Raw genomic sequence first — 19,926 nt, 5'->3', positions numbered from 1 at the left:
CTAGTCGGTCAGCACGGCGATGAGGTCGTCGACAAGTGTTGCCAGCGCGGCGTTTTGGATGTCCGACGCCCCGGTCAACAGCTCGACCGCCGCGCTGCGGCGACCGGCGGCCACCAAGGGCGCCACCTGATCGACCAGTGCTTGCAAATCCGGGGCGGGCGGTTCGATGTTCGCGACGGTCGTGGCCAGCACCTCGACCAGCTCCCAATCGCGATACAGCGCCAGCGAGCGCTCGTTGAACGCGAACCCGGTCACCGGTTTGCCCCAGAGCGTCCCACGGTAGCGGTAGGGACCTTCCATGTACTCGATCGGCAGGCCGTGCGCGGGGGCAGCCACCAGCGGCTCGCCGACGACATCGAGTTGCATTGTGGCGCAGGTGATCCGATGGCGGTCGGGCATGTATCGGGCCGAAGCGACCGGCCGCACCAGCGGACGCATGGCAGTGGGCCAGCGGACGTAGCTGGTAACCGCGACCTCGACGTCTTCCGCACACGCGGGCGGCATGGCGGGGTCGGGATAGCTGGTCGTCACCCCGGTAAAGGGTTGCAGCGCATTGCCGTTGGTGCGGTCGAACTGACGCCAGATGCTCAAGTCCACGCCGTTGTCGAAGTTGATGGTGCGCCATTCGTGAGACCTGGCGCGCGGATCTCCCGAGCTCCCCCCGCCACCGGCATACTTTGGGAACCATTGCCGGTCGACATGCCCGCCGCCGCCGGAAACCTGCTCAACCACATCACCCCAGCGCAGAGTCCCGGTCATCGTCATTCCGGTTTGGAAGTACGAGTACGTGTCGCTTTGGCCGAAGCAGACGATCTTTCCGTTGTAGGTCGACGCACCCACCGGAGTCGGTGCGCGCGTGGGCGTTACGGCGAGGTCGAGCCGCATCCGACGGCCCGAATCATCCTCTCCCACCAGACTGATGCGGTAGGTGAAGGGCAGCAATCGCCCGTCCGCGTCGCGGCATGTGGTCCACGAGGCGGTGCCGGCGCCGCTGTGGTAGCTGATGTCGAGGTGGCCCGAGGCCATGTCCAGCTTGCGCTGGGCTCCCGGCTCCAGGTTGGCCGGCGGCATGTCGTAATCCGTGTACGTGCCGTAGTCGCCCGTGTCCAAGTCGAACAGGGCCACGGTGTAGAAGTCGGCGACCACCGTGCCGCCGGGCCGGTTCTTGTTGAAGATGGTCAGGAACGCAAACGACCGGTCGCTGTCGACCGCGTCGAGCCGGCCCGCGAGGAACCAGGTGTCCGACTCGTGGTCGGGGTGTTCACCTTCGGCGGCCGGGAAGTCGAGCTGGCTGTCGCCGGGCACCAGCCGGAACGGGTAGGTACGCCAATCGCTGGTCATTTCGGGCCTCGCTCTTTTTTCGCTATGTTAGCGTCAATAGCGAAAACACGGTCACTGGTTATTTGCGCCCAACCCTCGAGGTAGTTCCCGATGACAGCAGCTTCCGACCATCGTTGCTACGACGAACTGTTCATCGGCGGGCAGTGGCGCAAACCCGCCAACCCGCAGCAGCTCGCCGTCGTCTCCCCCCACTCAGAAGAGCCCATCGGTCACGCCCAGCTGGCGGGGCCGGAGGACGTCGACGCCGCGGTCAACGCCGCGCGGCGCGCCTTCGACCAGGGCCCCTGGCCGCGCATGACGCACCGTGATCGGATGGCGAAGGTCGAGCAGCTCGCCGCGATCTACGCCACCAACGTCGACAAAATGGCCGAGCTCATCACCGACGAGATGGGCTCTCCGCGCAGTTTCAGCCGGCTGGGTCAGGCACCGGCGGCCGCGGCGCTGATCCACCTTGCCCTGGCGGCCGCCCGTGACTTCCCGTGGGCCGAACGCCGTCAGGGGGCGCTCGGCGAGGTGCACCTGCGCAGGGCGCCCGTCGGGGTGGTCGGGGCGATCGTGCCGTGGAACGTGCCGCAATTCCTGATCATGCCCAAGTTGATCCCGGCGCTGATCGCCGGTTGCACCGTCATCATCAAACCGGCGCCCGAAACGCCTTTGGATGCTTTGTGGTTGGCCGAAATGATCGGGCAGCTGGACCTTCCCGACGGGGTGGTCTCGGTGCTGCCCGGCGGCCCCGATGTCGGTGAGGCGCTGGTGCGTCATCCCGGCGTGGACAAGATCGCGTTCACCGGTTCGAGCGCCGTGGGGCGCCGGATCGCGGCCCTGTGCGGGGAGCAGCTCAAGAGGGTGAGCCTGGAGCTGGGCGGCAAGTCGGCGGCGATCATTCTCGACGACGCCGACGTGGGCAAGACGGTGGCCGGGCTGAAGACCGCCGGACTGATGAACAACGGGCAGGCCTGCGTCGCACAGACCCGGATCCTGGTGAGCGACCGGCGGCACGAGGAGGTCGTCGACGCGCTGGCCGAGATGATGTCGAACCTGCATGTCGGGGATCCGGCCGACGAGGCGACGGACATCGGACCCCTTGTCGCGCAACGACAACAGCGCCGCGTGCAGGACTACATCCGGTCCGGGCGGCAAGAGGGCGCGCGGGTCGTGGTCGGCGGTGACGACAGTCCGGCCGAGCGGGGCTGGTATGTGCGGCCAACGCTGTTCGCCGACGCGTCGAACGACATGCGGATCGCCCGCGAGGAGATCTTTGGCCCCGTGTTGACCGTCCTGCGCTACCGGGACGAAGAGGACGCGATCAGGATCGCCAATGAAAGCGACTACGGTTTGGCCGGTTCCGTGTGGACCTCGGATATCGCCCACGGGCTCAAGATCGCGGCCGGGGTTCGCACCGGCACCTACGGCATCAACATGTACACGCTCGACATCGGGGCCCCGTTCGGCGGGTTCAAGCAGTCAGGAATCGGCCGCGAGTTCGGGCCCGAGGGCCTCCACGAGTACGTCGAACTGCAAACGACGGTGTGCCGGGGGCAGTTTCCGCCGCTATGACGGGTCCGGTCGCCATGCGGGATCGCGGCCAAGCAACGCCAGAAGCCTTGCCTGCGTAGCGCTTTCGACAGGCACCCAAACCGGGGGGTTGAACATTCCCGAGGAAGTCAGGGCGGCGGGATCAGCCGGAAGGCTGGCGTAGAAGAGCTCACACCATCCGGGATCCAACCGATCATCGGCACCTACCGCGCGAGCGAGGTCCCAGGTGTGCACCAAGACGTCTCGGGTGAGGGCGTCGTCATCCATCGGGGAACTGCAGGGTCAGCGAGACCGGGCAGCACAGCGCGCCGTGCTGATTGGTCACCCGGATCTCGACGTCGACGAGGCGTCGGGGCGGGTCCACCGAGGTGTCCTGCCGTTTGGCCACCACTCGGCCGCGACCGACCATCGTGTCGCCGGCATACACCGAGCCGGCCAGCCGCAGGGAGCGGCGCACCACGCGACTGCCCGGGCCCGCCCAGTCGGTGGCGACGCGGTCGGCGAATCCGGCCAGGTGCATGGTGTTGACGTAGATGGTCGGGTTGCCCTGGCTTCGGGCGTAGGCCGGATCGAAATGGCCGGGGAAGTAGTCCCATGTCGCCCCGGCGTTCTCCACCACGCGCTGGTAGCTGATCTCGTCGACCACCTGGGGCAGGTCGAGGGGGACGGTGATGTCGTCCCAGTCGAGATCAGTCACGGCGGATCGCCAGGTGTGAAGCGCAACAAGGTGTTTCGGCACATGGCGACCACGGCCCCGTCTTGCCGGCGGTAGGTCTCGAGCGTCTCGACGAAGTGACCGGCCCCGAGGCGCGTCCGCTTTTCCGGTGACACGGACACCAGCTCCTCGACCACGGTGAGCAGATCGCCCTCCACGATGGGCCGCAGAAACTCGACGTCGTTGGATGCGTTGATGAAGGTGGTGCCCGGCAACGGCACCCGCAGCACCATCGATGCCACCGGCCGGGCGTTTCCCCGTTGCGCCGGCTCCCAGGGCGGAGGTATCAGCCAACCCATCAACAATGCCGGCGGGGCCAATAGGCCTCCCCACTTCTCCCGGGCGAACTCGGCATCCCAGTAGGAGCGATTTCCGTCGTGGACCATCGCGGCGAACAATTGGATGCGCGCGGCACTCACCGGATTCGCCGCGGTGCGCGGGGCGCTCTTCGCGCCGACCATGGCCAGCGCTTCCTGGTAGGTGCCGAAGGCCAGCTCGTAAGTGAGGTGGGTGTCGCTCACATGACGAGCGGGTGTCGGCTCGGCACCGAATCCCATTCGAGCACACGGGAAGTGAAGTACCAGCCGCCACGCTCATAGATCAGCTTGTCCCGGAATATCCCGGTGGCCCGCAGCGTGGTGTCCCCGTACATGCTCGCGAAAAGCACCGCTACGCAACACTGGACCGCGTTGATCCCGTCGACTTTGATCTCGTGGTCGAGGGTGACGAGGCGCTGCCCGTCTCCCCCGTCGAAGGCCGCGCCCAAATCGTCGAACTGGTCACCGTCGCGGGTGTAGCTGGCTCCCGAATGGCGGAACGTGGCGATCCAGCGCTGGCGGTTGCCGTCGGAGTAGGCCCGATTGTGTCGCGCGTTCAGATCCAGGATGGCTGCGCGGCTCGTCACGGCCTGAAGGAACTGTTCTTCCTGATAGGTCATCGTCATCTGTTTTGCTCTCCAGACTCCTTCGGGCGGCCGAAACGGACGTTACACTTATTTAACTTTGCGGCGCTGGCGTAACACCGATGTTACTTAACGACTGACGGTATAGCCGCCATTTTCGCGGTCCCACGCGCCGGTATTTAGGCCCCGCGCGCGCAGAAGGTCTTTGCGCACCCGCCCGATGCCGTTCTTCGGGAGTTCGTCAACGGCCTCGACGTACCGCGGCACGCAGAAGTACGGCATCCGAGCCGTGCAGAAGTCGAGCAGTTCGGCGCAATCCAGGGCCGCCCCGGGACGCAAGGTGACCACCACGAGGATGTCGTCCTCGCCCAGGTCGCTCGGCACCCCCACCGCCGCGGCTTCGGCCACCGCCGGATGGGAGCTCACGACGGTTTCGACCTCGACCGAGGAGACATTTTCGCCGCGTCTGCGCAACGAATCCTTGATCCGGTCCACGTATGTCAGGTTCTGCCCGCCCTGATCGTCCGCGTCGAGTCGGCCCAGGTCGCCGGTGCGGAACCAGTCCGGGTGCGGGTCCACGCGCAAGTGATGGCCGACGTAGCCTTCGCTCATCACGTGGGGACGCCTGGCCCGGCACGCGATCTCTCCCACCGTGCCGGCGGGCAGCGGGTTGCCACCGTCATCGACGATGCGCACGTCGAAATCGGGATTCGGTCTGCCCGATGTCCCCGGGACCCCGTCGTCGGACACGCCCTTGAGGGCGATCGGAAACGCCTCGGTCATCCCGTACATGGTCACGAGGCGACAGCCGTAACGCTTTTCGATCTCTCGGTAGGAGCCGGCATTGATGGGTGCGGCGGAGATGAACCGCAGCGGCAGCTGCGCATCGCGCGGGCCGGCCGGCAGGTTCTGCAGCATCGACACCATCGCGCCCGCGCCGGCGAATCCGATGGCGCCGTGAGAGCGGATGTCGTCCCACACTTCACTCGGATGGAACGCCTTGGCCAGCACGGTCTTTCCGCCGACCAGCATGGGGACCAGCACGCTCGGCGCCGCGCTCAGGTGGAAAAGCGGCATCGCCGTCCACAACGTCTCCCCCGCACGGAATTCCCACGCCGAGGCGACGGTCGCGGCGACCGTGAACAGATACTGCCAGGTGGTGGCAACCGCTTTCGAGGGCCCGGTGGTTCCCGAGGTGTAGAACAGCGATCCCAGCTCCTCGGCCCGTGCACGTTCATCGGCCACGGTGTCCGGGGCTGCCCGCAACGCGTCGGCGAGCGAATCATCGTGCATTACAACTTCATTCACGGTATCCAAAGCGTCGGCCAGCTCGTCGACTCGGGAGCGTCTCTCCTCGTCGGTGAGAATCACCTTGGCCCGCGACAATCGGAGGGTATGCAGCAGGAAGTCACCCTTGTTCGCGGCATTCACCGCCGCGCTCACCGCGCCGATGCGGGCCGCGCCCAGCCAGAAGTAGACCCATTCGGGACAGGTTGCGGTGAAAAGCGCCACGCGGTCGCCGTGCCCCACGCCGAGGTCGCCGAGCACGTTTGCCGCCGCGCAAGACCGCTGCCGCATCTGCTCGAAGGTGACGTCGGCACCGGCGATCGTCATCATCACTCGGTCGGGATACTGCTCGGCCCGCCGATCCAGCACGGCGGGCACGGTGAATCGGTCGACACCGAAATCCGCGGGCCCCGGCATCAGGCTCTCGATTAACCTTCCGCGGCCGCCGGGTCCGGCGCACCGTCGGCGGTGTAGCCGAAGTCGGCGGGCGAGGGCTGTGGACCCGGGTAGAAGCGATGCGCCCAGCGGCGAAGCGCAGCGTAGTCGTGCGCCTCTTCGGGAGCCAGGTTGGGCTTTTCCAGGTATTTCATGTTCTCCCAGGTGAAGAAGTCCTGCTTGATGACCTCTTGTTGCAGCGCCAGGAATTTCGCTGCGCGCCCCGTGGGCACGTCGCCGCTGTCGCCGGGCTCGCGAATGGAGGCCTGGGTATAGAAGTAGTCGGTGTAGTCCTCGTCGACCGGGGTCTGGCCGGTGACCTGGAGTGTCGCCACCAGCTCGCTGGGGAAACGGACGAGGCCCAGTCCCAGCGAGTAGTTGTCGTAGATGATCTTGGCGTCGACCGGCCCGTTCGGTGTCAGCCACGTGGAGGCGCGGCCACCGCCGAAGTGGGCGTTGACGGTGGCGTGCAGGTGGTAACCGGAAACCTCGAACGACGAGGTGGTGGCGGGACTGGCGGCCTTGTGGACGTATTGGACGTGGTACGGGTCGGCGGCGTTCTCGATGATCATCTGCGGGTGCACCTTGACGCGATTGAGCATCTGGGTGTGCGGATGCAGCGGGTAGTACTCGTTGGTTTCCAATTCGGGGAGCACCGGCGGCTGCCAGTACGGTGCGCGGCCGTGCCGCTCATGCCAGACGAGGATGAAGCCGTACCACTCAATGCTCGGATAGGTGCGAATCCGAACGTTGTTCTTGCAGCCGATCTTGCTGTAGGGAATCAGTGCATTGGTGCCGTCACCGCGCCAGCGCCAACCGTGCCAGGGGCAAACGATGTTCTCACCTTCCACGGTTCCGCCGACGCCCAGGTTCGCGCCCAGGTGCTGACAATAGGCATCCATGACGTGCACCTGCCCGGACTCCGCGCGGAACAGCACCAGTTCCTCACCGAAGTAATGCGCCCGCTTGACGTGACCGGCGGCCAGATCGGATGCGAAGGCGACGATGAACCAGCCCGTCGGGAACCGGTAGGTCGACAGCGCGATGCCGGCCTGGCCGAACTCACGTTCCGACGGATCCCCGGCCGAATCCGAGGCCGGCTCCGGAATTGTATGCGTCACGACCTCTCCAGCGCGGTTCGACGACTCGGTCTATTTTTACTATTTTAAGCATTGAACGTCAACGCGGCGCCGGCCGGTGGTGCGCTGCGTCCGAGCGAACCGGAGTTGGAAGATGACGGCTGCGGCAGTGGATCTGTCCGATTTCGCCTTGTGGCGCAACGGATTTCCCGATGAATTGTTCGCCGAGTTGCGCCGCACACGCCCGCTTTTCCGACACGACCTGACGCCCGGTGTCGCCGCGACGGTGCAGCGCGAATTCTGGGTGGCCACCAAGCACCGGCACGCGGTCCGGTTGCACCGCGATACGGACTCGTTCACCGCAGTCGACGGACCGCTCATCCAGCCGGTCGGCATGTTCGCGTCGTATCCGACCATCATCAACATGGACCCACCCGGACTGAACAAGCGCCGCAAGCTGATTTCGCACGCGTTCAATCCGCGGGCGATCGCCAAGCTCGAGGACGGGATCCGCGCGCGCGCCGCGCGGATCCTCGACCAGCTGCTCGATCGGGGCGGCGGCGATTGGATCGCCGATGTCGCCGACGCCCTGCCCATGACCGTCATCGGCGACATCATCGGTATACCGGAGGAAGACCGTCCGCGAATATTCGATTGCCTGGACCACATCCTGAAAGCCAATGCGCCCGGGCCGCGGCCGACGTGGCAGGACTACACGGATCTCTACGCCACCATCTTCGGCTACGCGATGGACCTCACCGCGGAAAAGCGTCGCAATCCCGCCGACGACATCTGGAGCACGCTGGCCTCCGCGGTGATCACCGGCGAGGACGGTGAGCAATTCAGCCTGCCCGCCAACGAACTCGAGTTCTTCTTCTTCGTCCTGGCGTTTGCCGGCAGTGACACGACGAAGAACGCGTTGGCCACCGGGATCCAGGCATTCGTCGACAACCCGGAGCAGATCGAGCGGTATCGCGAGCAGGAAGCGCTGCGGCCCAACGCGATTGAGGAGGTGTTGCGCTGGGCATCGCCGGTGGCCTACTGGACGCGCACCGCGAAGGTCGACGTCGAGATGGACGGCCGGCGGATCACGCGCGGCGAGCGGGTGGTGTCGATGCTGCGCTCGGCGAACCGCGACGAGGAGGTGTTCTCGTCGCCGTTCATTTTCGACATCGGGCGGCAGCCCAACCCGCAGGTCGCTTTCGGAGGGGGCGGACCGCATCACTGCCTGGGTGCCATGTTGGCACGCGCCGAGCTACGGGCGGTGTTCGACGAACTACTGCTGCGATGCGACGACATCGCGCTCGGTCCGGCCAAGGTGTCCCATCCGAACCTGTTGACCAACATGTCGATCTACGACGAGATGGCGATATCGGTTGTCGAGCGGCGGTAGGAGCCCCGCGCCCGCGCCGAGCGGGCATCACACGACGGTCCGATTTGCTTCAGTCGCTCAACCGCAACGCGGCCTTGGGGCACTGGTCCACCGCGGCGCGCACGTCGATCTCCAGGCGCGCAGGCACCGGCCCGTCCGCGATCTGCACGACGTCGGCGTCCCCCAACTCGAAAATCTCCGGAGCGAGGGATTCGCAAAACCCATTGGCTTCACACAAGGTTTCGTCGACCGTCACCCGCATCAGATGCCCTCCTCGCCCTTACTTCGTGAGGCCCGCCGGACGGGTCCCGATCACCGCGCTGCTGGCCAGGTTCTCCAGTTGTTCTTCGGTCAGCCCGCACCTATCGCGTAGCACTTCTTCATTGTGCTCGCCCAGCCTGGGCGGCGGGCGCAGCAGCCACCTTTCCTGGCCCGCCAGCCTCGCGAACGGCGGACAGGGATATCGGCCGGCCCCGGTGCTCGGGTGCTGCAGGACCTCGAAGAATCCGCGGTCCCGCAGTTGCGGATTCTCGGTGACCAGCGACGGCGATACGACCGGCGCTGCGGGGATGCCCGCGTGGGCCAGCCGCTCCACCGTCGGTTCCAACCGCTGCGCAGAGAACCATTCCCGCAACCGGCGATCGATGTCGTCGGCGCGCTCCCGGCGCCCCGCGACGCACGCGAGACCCGCGTCGCACCAGTCGGGTCGGCCCATCAGTTCGACGAGCGCGAGCCACTGCCCGTCGTCGCGCACGGTGACCGCGATCCAATCGTCATGGTGGTTCTCTGAGCCGGCACAGTGGTAGAGATTCTGGATCACGTCGCAGTGACCGCGGTTGCCCCGCCGGGCCAGCGTTTTCCCGAACACCTCCGATTCGATCGCCTGAATCGCCGTGGCGTTGAGCACCGTTTCGATCATCGGCAGCTCGAGCAGCTGGCCCGTTCCGGTGCGTTCGGCGAAGGTCAGGGCGGCGGCGACGGCGAAGGCGGCGTGCACACCGGCCAGCGGATCGCAGGCGCCGCGCGGCGTCACCGGTGAGGCCTCCGGTAGTCCGGTCACCCACGCCAGTCCCGCGATCTGCTCCATGGTGGGGGCAAACCCGACCCGCTCCCGCCACGGGCCGTCGAGCCCGAACGCGGGCATCCGCGCGACGACCAGTCGGGGGTTGACCTTCAGCAGCACATCGGCGGTGAGTCCGAACTGGTCCATCACCCTGGGCGAGAAGTTCTCGATCACAATGTCGGCCCCGGCCGCCAATTCCATGAACAGCCGATGCCCGTCGGCGGAGCCCAAATCCAATGTGACAGAACGCTTGTTGGTGTTCATCGCGTGGAAAACCCAGCCGTACTCCCACCAGTCGTCCACATCGGTCCGCATGCCACCGGAGTATCGAATGCCGTCGGGTCGCTGTATCGATTCCACCTTGACGACGTCCGCGCCGAACGCGGCCAGGAGGTGCGTCGCCGCCGGTCCGGCCCAGAATGCGGTCAGGTCGACGATGCGCACACCGTCGAGCGGCAGCCCACGCGGCGCCGGCGCAGGCCCGGTTCTGCCTCTCGCCCAAGGTGATTCGTCGTTCGCCTCGCCCGGCGCGGGAGCGGCCCGCAGCGGTGCAGGCGCGCAGGCGGACATGAGCCATGGCGGGCGCGGTTGATGAAAGCCGGCGGGATTGCGGATGAAAACCCCGCGGTGTTTCGCGTATTCCATATCCCGGATCGTCGCGCCGTTGCCCAACGCGGCGATCGGCAGCCGGAACAGCTGCCCGAGCTCGACGATCTCGTCGACGGTCCGCTCGGCCAGCCACGGCCCAATGTGTTCGCGGATCAGGTCGCGGTATTCCCACCGCCCGATCTGGAACCGCAACTGCTCGATCTCCTCCAGTTCCGGACAACCGACCATTGAGAGGAAGTCGAGCCACTGCTGGCCGGTGACCATGGTGATGCCGACGTAGCCGTCCTTGGCGGGTTCGATGGAGGGCACCTCGAGGGTGCGGCGAATCGGAGGAACGCGCAGCAGCTGCGAATGCAGCCACTCGCTGCTCTGCATCGCGGTCAGAGCCTCGAGCATGGACAGGTCGAGATGCTCCCCCGGGCCGCCACCTTCGACGCGACGACGCACGGCCAGGGCGCCGAACGCGGCGTACACACCGCCCATGTACTCGCCCAGGTCGCCGCCGATGGCGATGGGCGGCCCGGCCGGATCGCCGCGAAAGCCGGGCGACCCGGCCCACGCTTGCAAGGTGAACTCACTGGCGGCGCGGTCGGCGTACGGTCCGGTCCAGCCGAAGTCAGAGATCGTGATGATGGTCGCCCGGGGGTTTTCGGCCAGCAGGCGCTGCGGGTCGATGCCCATCGCCGCGGCCTTTGACCGCGCGGCGGTGACGATGACGACGTCGGCTGCGGCCAATTCGGCCCGATAATGCTCAGAGTGCTCAGCGTAAGTCAGGCTGCGCTTGCCGGCGTTCAGATAACTGAATAAGGGGGCCGCATCACCGGGCGGCAACGGCGAACAGGTCGCCGAGTATCTGCGCAGCCAATCACCTTGCACCGGTTCAATTTTGCGGACCTGCGCCCCCACGTCGACCAGCAGCTTCCCGCAGTAGCTGCCCGCTATCCGGTCGCTGATCTCGACTACTCGCAATCCGTCAAGCGGTGTCGGCCGGCTGTCGGGCTCGCGCATCACCCGGTTATTTATACCATTACTGCTAAAATAGCTAAGCCAGTCGAGCAGCGAGGAATGGATGACCGCCCTGGGAATTGGCCCCGACGCCCGTCGCCGCCTGTCGGCGCCGAGGATCGCCGAAATCGTAGCCGACGAGTTGCGCCGTCAGATCATCGACGGCGAACTCGCCGACGGCGACCTGCTGCCGCGCCAGGAGGTGCTCGTCGAGCAGTTCAACGTCAGCCTAGTGTCCCTCCGCGAGGCGCTGCGCATCCTGGAGACCGAGGGTCTGGTCTCGGTCCGGCGGGGCAACCGCGGCGGCGCCGTCGTGCACGCGCCGGCGAAGACGAGCGCCGCGTACATGCTTGGGCTGTTGTTGCAAAGCGAGTCCGTCGAGGTCGCCGACCTCGGGATGGCGCTGCAGGAGCTCGAGCCGGCCTGCGCCGCGCTGGCGGCCCAGCGTCCCGACCGGGCGGACACGCTGGTGCCGGAACTCAAGCGCGTCAACGACTCGATGGCCGAGCACCTCGACGACGGTCGGCTCTTCACCGAAATCGGCCGTCAATTCCACGATCTCGTGGTGCGGGGCTGCGGGAATCACACCATCATCGCGGTCGTCGGCAGCCTGGAAACCCTGTGGACCAGTCACGAACAACAGTGGGCCGACGAGAGCGCCGCTCGTGGCACCTACCCCTCGCTGGCCAAGCGGCGTGCGGTGCTGAGCACGCACGTCAAGCTTGCCGAGACCATCGCCGAGGGCGATGTCGACCGGGCCCGCCGCATCGCGGGACGCCATCTGGCCGACACCCAGACCTATGTGCTGTCGGGCCGGCCCGATCAACGCATCTATGCGCTGTCGCCGCAGGCTCTTTCACGTTCGGGGTCCCGCCCGCGGGACATCCGGCGCTCTTGACGCCCCCGATGTCGATGCGGACCGCGTTGGTCACCGGCGGCAGCGGTGGGATCGGAAAGGCATGCGGCCGCAAGCTCAGCGAGCAGGGATACGACGTGGTCCTGTGCGCGCGGCGTGCGGCCCCGCTGCGCACGGCGGCCGAGGAGATCGGCGCGCGCCACCTCGTGGCGGATGCGTCCGACCCTGACGGGTTCGCCAGCGCCATAAGCGCTTTGGAGAAGATAGACCTCGTCGTACATGCAGCGGGCACCCTTGGCGGAACCTATGCTCGCAAGCAGACTTTCGAGCAGTGGCGGACCATCATGTCGGCCAACCTGGATTCGTGCTTCGTGGTGACCGCCGCCGCGCTGCCACGAATGCGCGCCGGCTCGCGGTTCGTATTCATCTCGTCGTCGGCGGCGCACGAGCCGATGATGGCCCGCACCGCCTACTCCGCGTCGAAGGCCGGCATGAACGCGTTCGCCCGCGCCCTGGCGTTCGAGGTCGACCGGGACGGCATCGCCGTGCACATCGTCACACCGGGGCCGGTGGAAACCGAGATGCTGCAGGACGTCCCCTTCGAGATGTACGCGATCCAGGTGTCCGACGTCGCGCAGGCCGTTGCCTGGCTCGACACCGTCGACCCGTCGGTCGATCTCCCGGAGATCCGGCTGTCCGCCGTGCACCGCGGGCCGTTCGCCCGGCCGCCGATCGAGCCTACGGAGGCGCGTCGCCGGCGCCAGCGAACGCCTTGATCACCGATTCGCCGAACTCGCGCAGGGAATCCGGGGCGGCGAAATCGGCGAACCACACGTAGAAGCGCTCGACGCGCTGGGCGGCCAGGCCCGCGAAGTGTGCGATCAGCTCGTCCGCATCCCCACACACCAGGCCGGGCCCCAGGTTGCCGAATCGCCGCGTGCTCACCACCCGTACCGCCTGCGGATCGCCGTCGGCCGACACATAGCCCACCATCTGTTGAACCGACACCCGCGCGGTTCCCGCTTTCGGGGCAAGCTCGGGCAATCGGTCGATGTGGTTCGCCTGCAGGTTCCACCAATCCGCGTATGTACGAACGAGTTCCATCATGCGTGGCCCGCTGCCACCCAGGACCAGCGGTATCGGGTGGGATCTCTTCGGGAGCTGACTCGGGCCGGACTCGTCGTCCCCCCAGTACTGCCTGATCAGGGCCAGGTGCCGGCCGAGCTGCTCGACGCGGGCAACCGGATTCTGCTGACCGACTTCGAATCTGGTGAACTCCGCGGGCCACGATCCCGCCCCGAGGCCCAGATCGAACCTGCCTTCGGACGCGTCCGACAGGGTGACGGCCTGCTTGGCGAGCACGGCGGGGTGCCGAAACGCGTCGCACAGGACCAGATGGCCGATGCGCAGCCGCTCCGTCTTGGCCGCCACCCAAGTGGCGATGGCCATTGCCTCCCAAATGCTTTCATCCGGGAGCCCGGGCGCTTCGAGGTGATCGATGAACGCTATTCCGTCGAAGCCGCTGGCCTCGGCATGGCGCGCCCGCTCCGTGATGTGGGCCGCGGATAGCCGCACCTGCGGCAGGAACAGGTACCACTCGACCATGCCACCAACCTAGGCGGCCGTTCCCGCCCGATTGCACCGGGTTGGCTAGTTTACTATTTTTATTATGTTAGGGGTCTTATGGATGTCGGACTGACTTCGGCGCAGCTGTCACTGCGGGATACCGTGCGCGACGTTCTGCGCACCGAGTGTCCACCCGATGCCGCCCGCCAGGCCTTCGAAGATTCGGGGACCGACCCGGAGCGTTGGCGCACCCTGTGGAAGACGGTCGTCGACCTGGGCTGGACGGAACTCGCGGCGCCCGGCGGCGGCGATTACGGCCCCGTCGAGTTGGCGGTGGTTCTCGAGGAGTGCGGCGCTGCCCTCGCGCCGATCCCGTTTCTCAGCAGCGTGGGACTGGCGGCGGGCGCGCTGCGTGGCACCGAACTCGACTCGGTCCTCACCGCCATCGCCGGCGGAGCGGTCGCCACACTGGCGCTGCACGCGAAAGGATCTCGGCTGCCCGGCGTGCCGATGACGTTGCGCGCGGGACGGCTGCGGGGGCGAGCGGCCGCGGTGCCCAACCTGGGCCGTGCCGAGTTGATCGTCACGCTGGCGCACACCGACGACAAGGGACTCCGTGGTCCGGACGGTCTGGTGGCGGCGGTCGTCCGCTGCGGCGGTGCCGGCGGGGTGAATGTGGTGCCCCGCGAATCGACCGACCCCGCGCAACCGGTGGCCGACGTCGAGATCGACGCCGAGGCGGTCGCCGCCGCTCCCGTCCAGCTCGAATCGGCGTTGGCGGCACCGCTGGTGGCCGCCGCCGCCGACCTGGTCGGCGCGGCGAGCGGCGCCCTGCACCGCTCCGTCGAACACGCGAAGACCCGTCGACAGTTCGGCACCCCGATCGGTGCCTTCCAGGGGATCAAACATGCCCTGGCCGACAACTACGTCAGCGTGGAGCGCGCCCGCAGCCTGACCTACGCGGCGGCGGCGCAGCTCGGCAAGGCGGGGGCCGCGGACGCCTGGACCGCCGCCGCGCTGGCCAAGGCGGCGGCCGGGGAGGCGGCGGTCAATTGCGCGCGCACCGCGGTCCAGGTGCACGGTGCCCTCGCACAAACCTGGGAACACGACATGCATCTCTACATCCGGCACGCCTGGCAGGGCGCGGCGCTGCTGGGCGACAGCCGCGCGCTCTATCACGAGGTGGGCCGCCGGTTCGCGGGAGCGGCCCAATGACCGCGGCCGCTTCGATAGTCGACGAATTCGCCGGGTGGTTAAGGGAATTCCTCCCGAGGGACTACTACGAGAACTATCGCGAGTACCGGTGGGACCTGTCACTGAGGCGGGACTACCAGCTGGCGGCGTTCGAGGCCGGATGGATACAACCGACCTGGCCGCGCGAGCACGGCGGCCGATCTTTGGGTTTGCGAGATGCGATGGAGATTCGGCTCGAGGCGGCGATGCGATCCGCACCCAAGCTGCCCAACATCGCCGGTCCCAACGTCGCGGCGCCCGGCATCCGCCAGTTCGGCACCCCGGCGCAAATCGACCGGCTGTTGGTGCCCTTGTTGCGTGGTGACGAATGGTGGGCCCTGGGCATGTCCGAGCCCGAAGCCGGATCCGATTTCGCCGGGCTGCGGACGCGGGCCGAGCGCTGTGGCCCTGACGGGGAGATCTTCCGGGTCAGCGGTCACAAGATCTGGACCACCCAGGCGCACGAGTCGCGCTGGTGCACGCTGTACGTCCGCACCGATCCGGCGGCGCCGAAACACCGTGGCATCTCGTGTCTCATCCTCGACCTGCACGCCCCCGGGGTGACGATCGAGCCCATCCGCATGGCGTCGGTCTCCGACGAGACGTTCTGCGAGGTCTTTCTCGATGACGTCGAGGTGCCGGCCGAAAATCTGCTCGGCCCGCTGAATGGCGGGTGGAACGTCGCGCTGGCGTCCCTGCAGCACGAGCGCCAGATGATCTGGATCATGAACTGGGTCGAGATCAAGCGAGGCCTCGACACGGCGCGCGCTGCATTTCCGACCGACGACATCTGCGCCGAACTCGGCTCGCTTCTGGCCGATGCCGAAGCGCTCCGCGCCACCGGATACCGTGCCCTGGGCAACGAGCTGGCAGGACGGCCGAGTCCGGAGGCCGACATTTTGAAGCTGCTCGGATCGGTTACTTTGCAACGTGTTTGGGAACTCGCTGCCGTCACAAAGGGACAGGACGCGGTGAGCGATACGGATCTGCTCTTCGAACGCCAGGACGCGTTGGCCGCCACCATCTACGGCGGAACGTCGGAGGTACAACGAAACATCATCGGCGAGCGGCTGCTCGGGCTGCCGAAGGGATGACCACCATGGATTATGACCTCGGCGACGACGCGGCACAGCTGCGAAACCACCTGCGCGAGTTGGTATCCCACCACATCCCCGCCGACTTCCTCGGCGCCTGCACCGAAAACCCGCAGGATCTGGCCACCACCGAGACGTTCTGCAAGCTGCTGGCCGCCGAGGGCCTGCTCGCATTGGCGTGGCCGAAAGAGCATGGGGGCGGCGGTGGTTCCGTCTGGCAGCAGACGGTGCTGCGGGAGGAGATGTGGGCCCAGCACGAGCCCCGCGGCCCGCAGTACATGGGAATCAACTGGGTCGGTCCGGCACTGATGCGTTACGGAACGGACGAGCAGAAGGCGAAGCACCTGTCGGCCATCGCGTCCGGGGACGTGATTTGGTGCCAGGGGTTTTCAGAGCCGGAGGCCGGAACGGATCTCGCCTCGTTGCGCACCCGGGCGGTGCCCGACGGTGCGGGTTGGCGGATAACCGGCCAGAAGGTATGGACGTCCTATGCATTGATGGCGTCGTGGTGTGTGCTGGCCGCCTGTACGCACCCCGACGCGCAAAAGGCGAAGCGGCTCACCCTGTTTCTGCTTCCCATGGACCGCCCCGGTTTCACCGTTCGGCCAATCCCGTCGATGTTGGGGCCGCATCACCTCAACGAGATGTTCTTGGACGACGTGCCGGCGTACCCCGGCGACGTCTTGGGCGAGGTCGGTGACGGCTGGCAGGTGATGCGGGAGGCGCTGGCTTTCGAACGGGTCGGCATCGCCCGTTACGCGCGTTGTGAATCGCTGCTCGAACGGATGCGCGCCCAACTGGGCGACGGCTGGGATGACCTTCCGGAAACCCTTCGTTCCCGTTGGGTGCGGGCGCTTATCGACCTGCGGGTCGCCCGACTGTTGGCGTATCGGGCCATCTCGCTGCAAGACGACCCCTGCGCCGGTGCGGCGGCCAGTGCCGCCCGCATCGCCGCCACCACCTGTGACCAGCAAGTCGCCGAGTTGCTCTTCGACGTGCTGGGCCCGACCGCCCTGGACAGCGGCACGTCGGCGCCGCTGCACGGCGCGATCGAGGACCATTGGCGCTACGCACAAGCCGCCACGGTCGCATCGGGGACCATCGAAGTGCAGCGAATGTTGGTGGCCCGGGACGTCCTGGGAGAGCACCGGTGAATACCGAACTCCCCTTGGATATCAGCGATTTCGCGGCCGTCGCCGCCAAGCGTCTCGCCCGGTTGGGCGGCCCGTCGACCGCGTTGCGCGCCGAAACCGACGACGGCGTGCGCCAGGCGGCGCATGCGGCCCTCAGCGAGCTGGGCGCATTCGAGCTCAACGTCCGCTCGCCGTCCGACGACTTGCTGGCAGCGGCTGTGCTCTGCCAGTCCGCGGGCGCTAATGCGCTGCCCTATCCGCTTGTCGAAGAGCTGCTGGCGATCGACGGCGCCCGACTGACACTGGTCGATCCCCAGGCCCCGCGCATCGACCACGGCGACCTGCCCGGTGGCTGGATCGCCGCCGACCTGGACGGCGTTCGCTACCGTCCGCGGCCGGCTCGCCGGACAAGCGCCAGGCTGGGGCCGTTTCTGGTGCCCGCCACTCTGAGCGCACCCGACGGAACCGTCCCGGCGGCCGACGTTAACCTTCATCTCGTGCTGGGGTCATGGCGGATTCTGGGGGCGATCCAGCAGGCGCTCCACATTGTCACCGAGCATGTGCGCGCGCGGATCCAGTTCGGAAAGCCGCTGGCCGACTTCCAGGCCGTCCGGTTCGCCGTCGCGGATGCCGCGGTCGCGGTGCGCGGGCTGCACGAACTCGCCAAGTACACCATCTGCCGACCGGAATCGTTGCCAGCGCAGATGCATTCGGCCGACGCCCTCGTTCTCAGGTATAAGGCGGCCGACACCGCGCGGCAGGTGTTGCGCACATCGCATCAATTGCTTGGCGCCCTTGGTTTTTGCGACGAATCCGACATCAGCCTGCTCGACCGGCACACCCAACCGCTGATCCGGTTACCGCTGAGTGCCGAGGCACTCGCGCTGCGCCTGATACCTGACGTCCGCGACGGCTACCTCGAGACGCTATTCTCCGGGCCGGTATCGGCATGAGCACTCAACCCCTCGAGTCGGGAGCGACGCCCAACCCGTGGGACGAAGGCATCCCGTTCGGAACCAAGCTGGCCGAGCTCGCCGAGCAACGCCGCGACGATCAGGCGGTGACGGTCGTCGCGCTCGATGGCACCGCGGACACACTGACCTTCGGTCAGCTCGAGGCCGGCGCCAACCAATGGGCCCGCGCGCTGGTCGCCGCCGGCGCGCAAGCGGGTTCCCTGGTGGCGCTGGGCATCCCCAACTCCGTACACCTGATACTGGCCACGCTGGGCTGCTGGAAGATCGGCGCGGTTCCCGTTCCCATGCACTGGGACTTGCCCGAATGGGAACGAGACCGAGTGCGCGAGGTGATCAACCCCGCCGTCGTCGTCGACGAACAGAGCCGGTGGGCGCTGGCAGCGCGGGCGGCCGGCGAGTCCCAAAGTCCGTTGCCCGCAGCCATTTCCCCACACGTCAACGGGATCTGCAGCAGCGGTTCGACCGGCGTGCCAAAGGTGATCCTCAGCTTGGCGCCCTCGCTGTGGACTCCCCAGCACGGCGAGCCGTTTCTGGCGAATTGGACGCCGGTGGCGCAGCCGCAGACCATCATGGTGCCGGCGCCGATGTATCACACCAACGGGTTCGCTACCTTTTTCTTCCTGCTGAGTGGCGACCATCTGGTGGTTCTCGAAAAGTTCAACGCGGCACTGGTTTTGGACGTCATCGAACGCTATCGAATCACCAACTTCACGGCCACACCCACGATGCTGTCGCGAATTGCCGCGAGGCCCGATGTTCGGCAGCGCGACCTGTCCAGCATCGTTTTCATCTTGCAGGGAGCCGCAGTGATGCCGCCGTCGCTGATGCATACCTGGTTCGAGCTGCTGAGCCCGGAGCAGATCGTGAGCGCCTACGGCATGACGGAGAATCTGGGGCTAACCGCGTTGCGCGGCGATGAATGGCTTACTCATCCGGGCAGCGTCGGCCGCGGCTTCCGGGACACCGAGATCCGGATTCTGGACGCCGGCCGCAGAATCCTCGGTCCCGGCGAACAGGGCGAGATCTACCTGCGCGCGCCGATGAGCGCAGGCTCCCGTTATCTGGGCGGGGCGCCGCAGCTGCCGTCCACCGAGGACGGGTTTCGTTCCGCCGGCGACATCGGATATCTCGACGAGGACGGCTATCTGTACATCGTCGACCGCCGCGTCGACATGATCGTCACCGGGGGCGCCAACGTCTTTCCGGCGGAGGTGGAGTCGGCATTGGCCGGCCATCCCGGCATCGCGGACGTCGTGGTCATCGGACTGTCCGATCCCCAATGGGGCCGCCGGGTGCACGCCGTGCTTCAGCTCGCCGATGGGGTGACGCTCACAGAGGACGAAGTCATCGACTACGCCAAGAGCCGACTCGCCCACTACAAGGCTCCCAAGACCGTCGAGTTCGTCGACACCATTCCGCGGACAGCGGCCACCAAGGTCAATCGTTCGGCGATGATCCAAGCCCGGGGCGGCTGAGCCGGTGTGATCTCTCAGGACATGGGTGACAGTTCTATGTCAGGACGCATTCGACGACATCTATCGGCCGCACGTCTAGATCGACGGCGATGATCTTGTCGCCGCGTCGATGACGACCAGGACTGCTCAAGGCGACTTCGTCCGTCGACCTTATAGGTGACGCCGGCGAGGGTGAAGGTGCCGGCGGTATTCAGGGACCTCAACGACGGTGCCCGCGTGGAGGTCCTTGGGCGCCGGTGCGGGCAGGTGTGG

General features: G+C 66.9%; 18 protein-coding genes. 9 read left to right on the top strand and 9 right to left on the bottom strand.

Annotation, left to right across the window (positions count from 1 at the left end):
* The gene (locus JO059_RS10000) at positions 1–1,341 is read right to left on the bottom strand and encodes a secreted hydrolase (protein WP_293316222.1); all 1,341 of its coding nucleotides are present in this window, start codon (positions 1,339–1,341) and stop codon (positions 1–3) included.
* 90 nt (positions 1,342–1,431) lie between these two features.
* Between JO059_RS10000 and JO059_RS09995 the strand changes: the two genes are divergently transcribed.
* Complete coding sequence (locus JO059_RS09995; protein ID WP_293316220.1) at positions 1,432–2,898, top strand: aldehyde dehydrogenase; 1,467 nt, start codon at positions 1,432–1,434, stop codon at positions 2,896–2,898.
* A gap of 238 nt (positions 2,899–3,136) precedes the next feature.
* Here the strand turns inward: JO059_RS09995 and JO059_RS09990 are convergent, their stop codons facing one another.
* From JO059_RS09990 to JO059_RS09970, 5 genes are all read right to left on the bottom strand, one after another.
* Complete coding sequence (locus JO059_RS09990; protein WP_293316218.1) at positions 3,137–3,574, bottom strand: MaoC family dehydratase; 438 nt, start codon at positions 3,572–3,574, stop codon at positions 3,137–3,139.
* Positions 3,571–4,053 carry a MaoC family dehydratase N-terminal domain-containing protein gene (locus JO059_RS09985; RefSeq protein WP_293316231.1) on the bottom strand — a complete coding sequence of 161 codons (483 nt, stop codon included), beginning with the start codon at positions 4,051–4,053 and terminating at the stop codon, positions 3,571–3,573. Before JO059_RS09985 ends, JO059_RS09990 begins: the two co-directional genes overlap by 4 nt.
* Before the next feature lie 56 nt (positions 4,054–4,109).
* Positions 4,110–4,535, bottom strand: coding sequence for a nuclear transport factor 2 family protein (locus tag JO059_RS09980; RefSeq protein WP_293316216.1), 426 nt, complete (start codon positions 4,533–4,535; stop codon positions 4,110–4,112).
* 87 nt (positions 4,536–4,622) lie between these two features.
* The gene (locus tag JO059_RS09975) at positions 4,623–6,197 is read right to left on the bottom strand and encodes an AMP-binding protein (RefSeq protein ID WP_293316214.1); all 1,575 of its coding nucleotides are present in this window, start codon (positions 6,195–6,197) and stop codon (positions 4,623–4,625) included.
* Between the two features lie 11 nt (positions 6,198–6,208).
* On the bottom strand, positions 6,209–7,336 hold the full coding sequence (locus tag JO059_RS09970; RefSeq protein WP_293316212.1) for a Rieske 2Fe-2S domain-containing protein: 1,128 nt from the start codon (positions 7,334–7,336) through the stop codon (positions 6,209–6,211).
* Between the two features lie 112 nt (positions 7,337–7,448).
* Between JO059_RS09970 and JO059_RS09965 the strand changes: the two genes are divergently transcribed.
* Positions 7,449–8,687, top strand: a complete 1,239-nt coding sequence (locus JO059_RS09965; protein WP_293316210.1) for a cytochrome P450 — start codon at positions 7,449–7,451, stop codon at positions 8,685–8,687.
* Between the two features lie 49 nt (positions 8,688–8,736).
* Here the strand turns inward: JO059_RS09965 and JO059_RS09960 are convergent, their stop codons facing one another.
* Both JO059_RS09960 and JO059_RS09955 read right to left on the bottom strand, forming a co-directional pair.
* Entirely contained in the window at positions 8,737–8,928 is a 192-nt protein-coding gene (locus tag JO059_RS09960) for a ferredoxin (RefSeq protein ID WP_293316208.1), read from the bottom strand.
* An 18-nt stretch (positions 8,929–8,946) separates the two neighbouring features.
* On the bottom strand, positions 8,947–11,346 hold the full coding sequence (locus JO059_RS09955) for a CoA transferase (protein ID WP_293316206.1): 2,400 nt from the start codon (positions 11,344–11,346) through the stop codon (positions 8,947–8,949).
* Between the two features lie 61 nt (positions 11,347–11,407).
* Between JO059_RS09955 and JO059_RS09950 the strand changes: the two genes are divergently transcribed.
* Positions 11,408–12,241 (top strand): FCD domain-containing protein, encoded by an 834-nt coding sequence (locus tag JO059_RS09950; RefSeq protein ID WP_293316204.1) that lies wholly within the window; start codon positions 11,408–11,410, stop codon positions 12,239–12,241.
* A 14-nt stretch (positions 12,242–12,255) separates the two neighbouring features.
* A complete protein-coding gene (locus tag JO059_RS09945; protein ID WP_293316229.1) occupies positions 12,256–12,975 on the top strand; it encodes an SDR family oxidoreductase in 720 nt (239 codons plus the stop codon).
* Here JO059_RS09945 and JO059_RS09940 read toward each other — a convergent pair.
* Entirely contained in the window at positions 12,938–13,804 is an 867-nt protein-coding gene (locus JO059_RS09940) for an LLM class flavin-dependent oxidoreductase (protein WP_293316202.1), read from the bottom strand. The genes JO059_RS09945 and JO059_RS09940 overlap by 38 nt on opposite strands.
* A gap of 78 nt (positions 13,805–13,882) precedes the next feature.
* Between JO059_RS09940 and JO059_RS09935 the strand changes: the two genes are divergently transcribed.
* Genes JO059_RS09935 through JO059_RS09915 form a run of 5 tightly spaced genes read left to right on the top strand, consistent with a single transcriptional unit; the run spans position 13,883 to position 19,674 of the window.
* Positions 13,883–14,980, top strand: coding sequence for an acyl-CoA dehydrogenase family protein (locus JO059_RS09935; RefSeq protein WP_293316200.1), 1,098 nt, complete (start codon positions 13,883–13,885; stop codon positions 14,978–14,980).
* Complete coding sequence (locus JO059_RS09930) at positions 14,977–16,092, top strand: acyl-CoA dehydrogenase family protein (protein ID WP_293316198.1); 1,116 nt, start codon at positions 14,977–14,979, stop codon at positions 16,090–16,092. Before JO059_RS09935 ends, JO059_RS09930 begins: the two co-directional genes overlap by 4 nt.
* Positions 16,089–17,246, top strand: a complete 1,158-nt coding sequence (locus JO059_RS09925; protein WP_293316196.1) for an acyl-CoA dehydrogenase family protein — start codon at positions 16,089–16,091, stop codon at positions 17,244–17,246. The genes JO059_RS09930 and JO059_RS09925 overlap by 4 nt, the downstream gene beginning before the upstream one ends.
* Positions 17,243–18,178, top strand: a complete 936-nt coding sequence (locus JO059_RS09920) for an acyl-CoA dehydrogenase family protein (RefSeq protein ID WP_293316194.1) — start codon at positions 17,243–17,245, stop codon at positions 18,176–18,178. Before JO059_RS09925 ends, JO059_RS09920 begins: the two co-directional genes overlap by 4 nt.
* On the top strand, positions 18,175–19,674 hold the full coding sequence (locus JO059_RS09915) for a class I adenylate-forming enzyme family protein (protein ID WP_293316192.1): 1,500 nt from the start codon (positions 18,175–18,177) through the stop codon (positions 19,672–19,674). Before JO059_RS09920 ends, JO059_RS09915 begins: the two co-directional genes overlap by 4 nt.
* Positions 19,675–19,926: the final 252 nt, after the last annotated feature.

The organism is Mycobacterium sp., from assembly GCF_019247615.1.
Taxonomy (GTDB): domain Bacteria; phylum Actinomycetota; class Actinomycetes; order Mycobacteriales; family Mycobacteriaceae; genus Mycobacterium.
This window is presented reverse-complemented; position numbering and strand designations above follow the sequence as displayed.